9 protein-coding genes are annotated in these 9,690 nt (G+C 61.2%); 6 read left to right on the top strand and 3 right to left on the bottom strand.

From position 1 onward, the window contains the following. Window positions 1-421 precede the first annotated feature (421 nt). On the top strand, window positions 422-1,285 hold the full coding sequence (locus G3N59_RS34260) for a M48 family metallopeptidase (protein ID WP_205987268.1): 864 nt from the start codon (window positions 422-424) through the stop codon (window positions 1,283-1,285). Between the two features lie 47 nt (window positions 1,286-1,332). Here G3N59_RS34260 and G3N59_RS34255 read toward each other — a convergent pair whose 3' ends face one another. The 3 genes from G3N59_RS34255 to G3N59_RS34245 form a co-directional block, all read right to left on the bottom strand. Beyond that, window positions 1,333-2,796: a heavy metal sensor histidine kinase gene (locus G3N59_RS34255; RefSeq protein WP_205987267.1), complete on the bottom strand. Its 1,464-nt coding sequence runs from the start codon at window positions 2,794-2,796 to the stop codon at window positions 1,333-1,335. Beyond that, window positions 2,796-3,473: a heavy metal response regulator transcription factor gene (locus tag G3N59_RS34250; protein WP_205987266.1), complete on the bottom strand. Its 678-nt coding sequence runs from the start codon at window positions 3,471-3,473 to the stop codon at window positions 2,796-2,798. The genes G3N59_RS34255 and G3N59_RS34250 overlap by 1 nt, the downstream gene beginning before the upstream one ends. A 103-nt stretch (window positions 3,474-3,576) precedes the next feature. Beyond that, complete coding sequence (locus G3N59_RS34245; RefSeq protein ID WP_205987265.1) at window positions 3,577-3,873, bottom strand: DUF4148 domain-containing protein; 297 nt, start codon at window positions 3,871-3,873, stop codon at window positions 3,577-3,579. A gap of 332 nt (window positions 3,874-4,205) precedes the next feature. On the opposite strand from G3N59_RS34245, the gene G3N59_RS34240 reads away from it, so the two are divergent. From G3N59_RS34240 to G3N59_RS34220, 5 genes are all read left to right on the top strand, one after another. Continuing rightward, window positions 4,206-4,709, top strand: coding sequence for a sigma-70 family RNA polymerase sigma factor (locus tag G3N59_RS34240; RefSeq protein WP_205987264.1), 504 nt, complete (start codon window positions 4,206-4,208; stop codon window positions 4,707-4,709). Between the two features lie 5 nt (window positions 4,710-4,714). Beyond that, window positions 4,715-5,728, top strand: a complete 1,014-nt coding sequence (locus G3N59_RS34235; RefSeq protein WP_346777979.1) for a FecR domain-containing protein — start codon at window positions 4,715-4,717, stop codon at window positions 5,726-5,728. A 108-nt stretch (window positions 5,729-5,836) separates the two neighbouring features. After that, window positions 5,837-8,281, top strand: a complete 2,445-nt coding sequence (locus G3N59_RS34230) for a TonB-dependent receptor (protein ID WP_205987263.1) — start codon at window positions 5,837-5,839, stop codon at window positions 8,279-8,281. Between the two features lie 5 nt (window positions 8,282-8,286). Beyond that, window positions 8,287-9,033: a hypothetical protein gene (locus G3N59_RS34225; protein ID WP_205987262.1), complete on the top strand. Its 747-nt coding sequence runs from the start codon at window positions 8,287-8,289 to the stop codon at window positions 9,031-9,033. A 72-nt stretch (window positions 9,034-9,105) separates the two neighbouring features. Then, window positions 9,106-9,633, top strand: a complete 528-nt coding sequence (locus tag G3N59_RS34220; RefSeq protein ID WP_205987261.1) for a MarR family transcriptional regulator — start codon at window positions 9,106-9,108, stop codon at window positions 9,631-9,633. Window positions 9,634-9,690: the final 57 nt, after the last annotated feature.

Below are 9,690 nucleotides of genomic sequence, written 5' to 3'. Positions count from 1 at the left end.
CAAATTCCAGACGCAGATTCATGGTGTCTCTCGGGTTCCACGGCATGGCCGGCTCCAGACGATTCACTTGTCCGAAGTGTTACCCATGTCCCCGCACACCTGTTACCTATGTCTCCAGTCCATACACCGCTGCAAAGAAAAGTAGGTGCCGCCCCGCACAGGGGCGACGCTAATAGACCGACACGAAAGCAGGAAAAAGCCAACAGCAAAACAAACCAAAAACGAGAACAAACCAGAAACACCCCAATTTAACGCGCATAAATTTCATTAAAAATAAAAGTCAACCCATGCGCTTTAAATACAAAACAAAAACTATTCACCCCTACAGAACACCGTTCGATGCGAGCCGCATCCAAGGTTGATTTCACCACGACAATACTGGATGATTCCGCGTCGACCCTAATCGATTTGATCATCCAAAATGTCAAACACAATCAACTCACTGAAAAACAGGCGCGAAAAAATCTATCATCCGCTGATGATCGCAGCGGGTGTATTACTGTGGATCATGGTGATATCGGCGATCGGATCGCACTGGGACGACCCAAAAACAGGAGCGATGATCAAGCTCTACGTTGGCTACGGCGTAGCGATCGTGATTTTCCTCTGGATCGCCGCGCTAGCCTATCGCGCCACGGCGTTCGGCAACATGATCCTGCTAGGACCGAAACAGTTTCCCGAACTTCACGCCATGGTCGTTGAAGGCGCCAGCGAGATCGGCCTCAACGAACCGCCGAAGACGTTTCTCTATAACTCCCACGGCGTATTCAATGCCTTTGCGCGACGCCTGTTTGGCGGACGCTATGTGTTCCTGACTTCAGCGCTTGTCGAAGCCAGCAGCGACGCACAGGTCCGGTTTGTCATTGGCCACGAACTGGGCCATCATGCAGCCGGCCACCTGAATCCCTGGATCAATACGTTGAAACTGCCGGCGAAACTCATCCCGTTTCTCGGTAAAGCCTACTCGCGCTCGCGCGAATATACATGCGACAACGCAGGAGCGTATCTGTCGAAAGATTTCCACGCCTCGCGCAGTGCATTGCAGATGCTCGGCTGCGGCTGCAAGCGACTCAACAGCGCCATGAATTGCGATGCGTTTGTCGAGCAGGAAGCCATGGTTCCGCCGATCTTTGGTTTTCTGACCGAGATCTGCCGCTCGCATCCGCGACTGACGCGCCGCGTGGCCGCCATCAAATCGACGGTTCAGAACACGTCGGGCGCGAGTCTGGCGAATAACGTATTCGAGCCGGGCTTCCGCCAGGAACAACCTGAATCCGGCCGCTAAACGATCTCCTTCAATGGCGCGCGGCGGATAGCCATTCCGCCGTGCCCCTACGCATGCGGAAAAGTCAAAATAAACCGCGTACTGCGTTCATCGCTTTCGGCCCGCACCTTCCCACCGTGCAACTCCATCACCGAACGCACAATCGCGAGCCCCAACCCTGCCGACGCTCCAGCAGAATCAGCCACCTGCGTCCGCGAAGGATCGACGCGATAGAACCGCTCGAAAATACGCTCGAGAAACTCAGCGGGAATTGGCGCACCGGGATTTTCGACTACTACATCGATTGAATCCCCGCGTACCGCTACCGCCAGCAATATCGCCCCGCCCGCCGGCGTATAGCGCAAAGCATTGGCAATCAGATTACTCAGCGCGCGCCGGAACAACTCGACATCGGCGCTCAATTGCGCGTCGCCCTCCACGCGAATGGCTATTCCCGCCTCATCCGCCAGCCCTTCAAAATACTCGGCGATCCGCTCAAGTTCGTCACGCAGATCAAACTCGCGCCGACTCATTTCAAACCGCGGATGCTCCGCCCGCGCCAGAAAAATCACATTCTCGATCATGCGCGAAAGCCGCTCGCATTCTTCCAGATTGGAAGCGAGCACCACCTGATATTCCTCATCGGAACGCGGTCGCGCGAGCGCAATCTCGGTCGCGCCACGCAGATTGCCAAGCGGTGTGCGCATATCGTGCGCAAGATCGGTCGTGAATTGGGAAAGCCGCTGAAACCCCGCATGCAACCGTTCGAGCATCGCATTGAGCGAGGCCACCAGAGTCGCCAGTTCAGCAGGAATATGTCTGACGCGAATAGGTTGATCGAGCCGATAAGCCGTCACTTCGCGCGCCTGATCGGCAATCTGTCGCAAGGGCCGCAACGCCAGCCGCACCAGCGCATAACTGCCAAGCAGCACGACCAGCGTACCGACACTCCCCGCCAGCCACAGGGTATCGCGATACGAATCGAGCAGTTCGAGCGGCCCGCGCAGATCGCGCGCAATTCCCACGCGTACCGTCTCGCCATTACGCAGCGCAACGTCCAGCGCAATACTGCGCACGGGCACGCCCTGCGCGCTGCGCCATTCGCGGATCGCGGTATCGATAATGCGCGCGTTTGGCGCGAGCACGAGTGCGCCGGCACGGGAGGCCGAGAGATCGACATCGTCGGCGGTGACGGCATGCGTGGGCGGCTTGGGCGGTTCGTCGAAGGTCTCGCCTTCGTCATGCGCCGAAACGGTAGCGCCCTGTGCATCGACGATACGCATGGCCATCGCCTGATTGCCCAGCACCGCGCTGGAAAGCCGTTGCGCGTGCAACCGTGCATCCTGCGTCGAAGCCAGTTCGGCGGCCAGCCTGCGCACGTGACGCGCCGCCAGCACGATTTCCTGATCGTCCTGTTTGCGCACCTGATGCGCGAGCGCCACATAGAGATACCAGCCGACGCAGGCAAACACCGCGAGCGTCGTCGCGCTGAATACCAGCGCCAGCGTGAGCGCGAGCGAGCGGCGCGCCATCAGGAAGCGTCCTTTTCTTCCATCACGTAGCCCACGCCGCGTACCGTGTGGATCAATTTACTCGTATAGCCTTCGTCGATTTTCGCGCGCAGACGCCGGATCGCGACTTCGACGACATTGGTGTCGCTGTCGAAATTCATATCCCAGACGAACGAAGCGATCTGCGTGCGGCTCAGCACTTCGCCCTGGCGGCGCGCGAGCAATTGCAGCAGGGAAAATTCGCGTGGCGTGAGGTCGATACGGGTCGTGCCGCGTTTGACGCGGCGGCGAATCACGTCGATTTCCAGATCGGCGATGCGCATCATTTCCGCTTCGCGCGGCGGCCCGCGGCGCGCCAGCGTGCGCACGCGCGCGAGCAATTCGACAAAGGCGAATGGTTTGACCAGGTAGTCGTCGCCGCCCAGTTCGAGGCCTTGCACGCGGTCGGCGACATCGTCGCGCGCGGTGAGAAAAAGCACCGGCGTCGCGCGCGTCGCCCGCAGGCGTTTGAGCACCTGCCAACCGTCGAGCACGGGCAGCATCACGTCGAGCACGATGACGTCGTACTCCTCTTCCTGCGCAAGCAGCAGCCCTTGAGCGCCATCGGTTGCCAGATCGACACTGCAACCGGATTCTTCGAGGCCTTTCTTGACATAGGCCCCCGCCTTTGGCTCGTCTTCGATTACGAGGACTCGCATACGCATTCTCCCGCCTTCATGGTGGGACGATTTTACCCAAAGCCGCATGGGGCAAGCGTCCGCCGGGCTGACCGGCGGATTACATTTTCGACATCTTGCCGGCTCAGTGATGACGGTAGAGCACCTTCAGTGCGGACGCGTGCGCGGTGCTGCCCGATTGCGAGCTTTCCGCGGTTGCGGTGCCGTAACCGCTGTTGCCCGCCTTAGCCGACGACGTGGCCGACGTGGTGATGCCGCCATCCGGGTCATGCTCATTCGAAACATGCTGCGTGCCGCTTTGTTCGGCCTGCGCGACCTGCGGCTGGACGAAGGCGCGCGAGACATGCTGGTCCTGTGCAAACGCGAACGCGGGAAGCATCGTAGTACTGACGATAAGCGCAGCAAGCAGACGATTTTTCATGGTAAGGCTCCTGAATCAAGGCAAAAAGTGATTGAAGCGCGCGCCAGAGCGATCTCGCCTTGCACGCCGCGACTTCATGAATATCGCGAAGTCGGAGCCATTTTGGGCGTCGCCAACTTAAGGGAATCTGAATCTCCAGCCAGATAACAAAACCGTAATGAAGCGGTTATCCGGGCGACACTTCGGCCGTCATTTGCACATAAAAGGGGCGGAACATCGTCGCAAAATCGCCACTTATACGAGAACAATTCTCATTTACTTATGCGCAATCGCCGTGTAAGCTACGCGACGATTTCTTTACAACCGCCGCTCAACGCCGGGCTTCACGCCGCATGACCGCCCTTCCGCCTTCCGCCCAACTCGAGATCGACACGCTTTACCGTGCGCATCACGGTTGGCTGCATGGCTGGCTGCGCCGCAAGCTCGGTTGCGCCCATCGCGCCAGCGATCTGGCGCACGACACCTTCATGCGCCTGCTGGCGCGCGAGGAGCCGATCGAAGCGCGCGAACCGCGTGCGCTGCTCACGACCGTCGCCCAGCGGGTGCTTTACAACCACTGGCGTCACGAACAGGTCGAGCGCGCGTATCTGGAAGCGCTCGCGCAGGTGCCCGAGGCGCTCGCGCCTTCGCCGGAAGATCAGGCCGTGCTGCTCGAAACGCTCTGCGAAATCGACCGGCTGCTCGACGGTTTGCCGGTGATCGTCAAGCGTGCGTTTCTGCTCGCGCAACTCGACGGCGCCACGCATGCCGAAATCGGCGCGACGCTGGGCATTTCGCTCGCGACCGTCAAACGCCATCTCGCGAAAGCGGCGGCGCAGTGCTTTTTCGCGCTTTGAGCCTCATGCCGATGCGTTCCGCTGCGTCCACTCATCCGTCCAGCCAGCCGTCCAATATTCCACCCGACATCGCCCATCGCGCGGTCGAATGGTGGCTCGATCTGGGCACGGGCGCGGTGACGCAGGCGCAGCGCGATGCGCTCGACGCATGGCGCGCCGAACATGCCGATCACGAACGCGCCTGGCAGCATATCCAGGCCGTTTCGCAGCGCTTCCAGTCGATCGGGCAAGGTGCGTCCGCGCATGCCGCGCGCGCGGCGCTCACACGTAGCGGCGCGCAGCGCCGACGCTCGACGGTCAAGGCGTTGGCCTTGTTGTTCTTCGCGGGCGGCGCGACGTGGAGCGCGCGCCATCGCAACGCGTGGCCCGGCTGGACCGCCGATATGCACACGGCAACCGGCGAAATCCGCACCTATGCACTCGACGACGGCACGCAGTTGACGCTCAACACGGGATCGGCGGTCGATTTGCGCTTCACCTCGAACGAACGGCGCATCGTGCTGCGGCGGGGCGAAATCATGGTGGTGACCGGCCACGGCAACAACACCGCCGGACGCCCCTTTATCGTGCAGACCGCGCAAGGCACGGCCACGCCGCTGGGCACGCGCTTTTCGGTGCGCCAGCAGGCCAACGCGACGCGGCTCGCCGTGTTCGAAGGCGCCGTGCGTATCGTGCCCGGCGACGCGCCTGGCGCTGCACGCACGCTCAGCGCGGGCGAATCTGCGAACTTCACCGCGCAAGCAATCAGCGCGGTCGATGCAGTTTCGAATGAAGACTCCGCGTGGACGCGCGGCATGCTCGTCGCCAACGGCATGCGGCTCGCCGATTTTCTCGGCGAGCTGTCGCGCTATCGCGAAGGTGTCGTGCGTTGCGATCCGCGCGTGGCGTCGCTGCGCGTTTCCGGCACGTATCTGCTCGCCGATACCGATCGCGTGCTCGATACCCTCACGCAAGCGCTGCCATTACGCGCCGATTACCTGACGCGTTACTGGGTCACCGTCGCCCCCGCGCGCGGCTGATTCGCCGATAGAAAAAAATATTGTCGAAAACCTGAGCTGTTTTCGATTCTCGCGGGACAAGTCAGATGAAAGCACTTCTTCATCGGCCTTTTCCCAGTCTTCGATTCCATGCCCTCATCTCTTCTGGCCATTCGTCCACGTCATCACTGGATCGGTGTTGCGGTCTTCGCGCTCTTTGCCGCCAGCGCCCAGCCGGCCGCGTTCGCGGCGAGCACCGCCACGTCCCAGCAGGCGTCCGCTGTGCAGCACTACGAGATCGCCGCGGGCCCGCTCGCCACGGCGTTGAACCAGTTCGGCCAGCAGGCGGGCGTGATGATCGCGTATCCGGCTTCGCTTGCCGCCAAGCGCACCAGCCCGGGCTTGCACGGCGATTACCGCGTGGCCGAAGGCCTCACGCGCATTCTGCGCAATACCGGTCTGGCGGCCAGCGCGCAGGACAACGGCAGCTTCACGCTCGCCGAAGATCCCACCAACACCAGCGCCCAGGACAATGCGATCCTCCCCGCCGTCAAAGTGGATGCATCGGCGATCAAGGCCGGCAGCTATCGCGCGCCCGCCGAGGCCAATATCACGCGCTCCGACACGCCCGTGCTCGACACCGCGCAGGCCGTCAACGTCGTGCCGGCCCAGGTGCTGCACGATCAGCGTCCGCGCAATCTGGACGATGCGCTGGCGAACGTCAGCGGCATCGTGCAGGGCAATACGCTTGCGGGCACCCAGGACACGCTGCTCAAGCGCGGCTTCGGCGGCAATCGCGACGGCTCGATCATGGAAAACGGCATGCCGCTCGTGCAGGGCCGCGCGCTCAACGATGCCGTCGATAGCGTCGAAGTGCTCAAGGGCCCGACCTCGCTGCTCTACGGCATCATGGACCCGGGCGGCGTGGTGAATGTCGTCAGCAAGCAGCCGCTGCTCACGCCGTATCACGCGATTTCAGTGCTTGGATCGACCTATGGACACGGCCGCAACGGCGGCGGCGCGACGCTCGACACCACCGGCCCGATCGGCGATACGGGTCTGGCTTATCGTCTCGTGCTCGATCAGGTCAACGAGCAATACTGGCGCAATTTCGGCGAACATCGCGAAACGCTGGTGGCGCCTTCCGTGGCGTGGTATGGCCGCGATACGCAGGTCGTGCTGTCGTATCAGTATCGCAAGTTTCTTTATCCCTTCGATCGCGGCACCGCGCTCGATCCGAAGACCAATCAGCCGCTGGCGATTTCCTCGCGCGAACGTCTGGACGAGCCGTTCAACAATATGACCGGCGAGTCGCATCTCGCGCAGTTGCAGGTCGATCATCAAATCAACGCGGACTGGAAAGCGCACATCGGCTATAGCTATAACCGCGAGACTTACGACGCCAACCAGTTGCGCGTGCAAGGCGTTAACAGCACGACCGGCGTGCTTTCGCGCAGCAACGATGCGACGCATGGCGCCGTGAGCACGGACAGCTACGCGACCGCCTACGTGGACGGCCACTTCACGGTGGTGGGCTTGCGCAACGATCTGCAGGTCGGCGTGGACGATGAATATCGCCGTATTTATCGCGCGGATCTGCTGCGTCAGGCCACGCAGTCCACCTTCAATTATCTGAATCCGGTCTATGGACTGGAAAGCCCGTCGAGCACCGTATCGGCCAGCGACAGCGACCAGACCGACACGCTGCACGACGCGTCCGTCTACTTTCAGGACAGTCTGCATCTGGGCGAGAAGTGGATTCTGGTGGGCGGCGCGCGTTACATGACGTACAACCAGATCGCCGGTAAAGGGCGTCCGTTCAAGGCGAACACCGATCTGAGCGGCAATAAATGGCTGCCGCGCGCGGGCGTTGTCTATAAGTGGACCGATACGGTTTCGCTGTACGGCAGCTATACACAATCGCTCAAGCCGACATCGACGATCGCGCCGCTGAGCACCGGCGTGGTGATCGATTCGTCGGTGAAGCCTGAAGAAGCCACGTCGTGGGAAGTGGGCGCCAAGATTGCGATGCCGGCGGGACTCACGGGCACGCTCGCCCTCTTCAATATCGACAAATCGAACGTGCTGGTTTCGCAGTACAACGACAGCACCAAGCAGACCGACTGGCGCACCTCGGGCAAGGCGCGTTCGCGTGGTGTCGAGCTCGATGTGTCCGGCCAGATCGGCCAGCACTGGAGCGTGATTGCGAGCTATGCGTATATCGACGCGAAAACGATCGAAGACCCGGAATACGCGGGCAACCGGCTCTGGAACGTCGCACAGAATACGGCTTCGCTGGCGGCCGTCTATGACTTCGGCACCGTGTTCGGCGGGGATCAGTTGCGTGTGGGGGCGGGGGCGCATTACGTGGGCGCGCGGCCCGGCGATTCGGCCAATAGCTTTACGCTGCCCGCTTATACCGTGGCCGATGCCTTCGCCACTTACGACACGAAATGGGGCGGCCACCGCGTATCGTTCCAGCTCAACGTAAAGAATCTCTTCAACAAAACCTATTACCCGTCGAGCGCCAACCGCTATTTCGTTGCGGTCGGCGACGCACGCCAGGTTTCGCTGCTTTCCACCTTCGAGTTCTAATCAACATGACCCGTTCGACCCGCTTTTCGCTGCGTCCTTCGCGACGTCATGCGCTTGTTTCTCTCGCTGCGCTCGCCAGCGCGTTCGCCATACCCGATGGCCGCGCGCAAACGCATAACCCCGCCCGCACGGTGTTGATGGTCGTGCAGCTCGACGGTCCCAACATCGCCGTCGACCGGCAAATTGCCGCGCATCTGCAGAATCGTGGCTATCAGGTCCGGCTCGTGAATCAGGACTTCGACCCGCGCGACGCACTGGGCGCGCAACTGGTGATCATTTCGTCGACGGTATCGGCGAAAGACGTGCAGGCCGGCTGGCGCGAAGCGGCCGTGCCCTTGCTGACGTGGGAAAACGATCTGCTCGACGATCTCGCCATGAGCGGCAAACGTCATGACGTCGATTTCGGTGAGGTGGAAAAAGAGCGTTATCTGTGGCTCGTGAATGCGCCGCATCCGGCTTCGGCGGGTCTGCCGGCGGGCGTCGCCAATGTCGTGCGCAAGCAGGCGCCGATGAGCTGGGGCAAGCCCGGACTCGGCGCGTCGATCATCGCGACGATCTATGGACAGCCCGAAAAGGCGGCCATTTTCACCTACGAAAAAGGCGCGACGATGGACTATGAAGCGCTCGCGCCCGCGCGCCGCGTCATGTTCTTTATGGACAATGATTCGTTTCCAAACCTCAGCGCTGTGGGGATCAAACTGTTCGATTCGGCAATCGACTGGGCAGCCGGCGCGGACAGCAAAACGGCCTGATTTCGCCGATGGTGGCTCGCTTCAGTTATTTCTGTCTTGACAGAAATAACTGAAGCCCATAGAGTCTGCTCCATGGAACTCACACCGACCGCCGAAAAATTCATCCTGCATTGGGGCGAAATGGGCTCGCGCTGGGGCGTCAATCGCACCGTGGCGCAGATTCACGCCCTACTCTATCTGCTGGGCCGCCCCGTCGCCGCCGACGAAATTGCCGAGGCGTTAGGCGTCGCGCGTTCGAACGTCAGCACCAGTCTGAAAGAGTTGCAGTCGTGGCGGCTGGCAAAAGTCGTCCACGTGATGGGCGACCGCCGCGATCATTTCGAAACCTCCACGGATGTCTGGGAACTGTTCAAGCTGATCGTCGAAGGCCGCCGCCAGCGCGAAATCGATCCCACGCTGACCGTGCTGCGCGACACGCTCACGAGCCCCGAAATCAAGAACGAAAGCCGCGAAACCGAGCAGCGCATTCGCGACACGCTGGTGTTCATGGAAACCTTGACGACCTGGTCCGACGAGATGCTGCGTCTGAAGCCGGAAACGCTGATGAAGACCCTAGGCATTGGTGCGAAGCTCAGCAAGGTGATTCGCCGCAAACCTTGAGACGAACGTAGAGGCGGGCCGCCGTGCCCGCGTTTTTTTGCCCGTATATTTCTGTCT

The sequence above is a fragment of the Paraburkholderia sp. Ac-20340 genome (assembly GCF_017104965.1).
Classification (GTDB): Bacteria; Pseudomonadota; Gammaproteobacteria; order Burkholderiales; family Burkholderiaceae; genus Paraburkholderia.
This window is presented reverse-complemented; position numbering and strand designations above follow the sequence as displayed.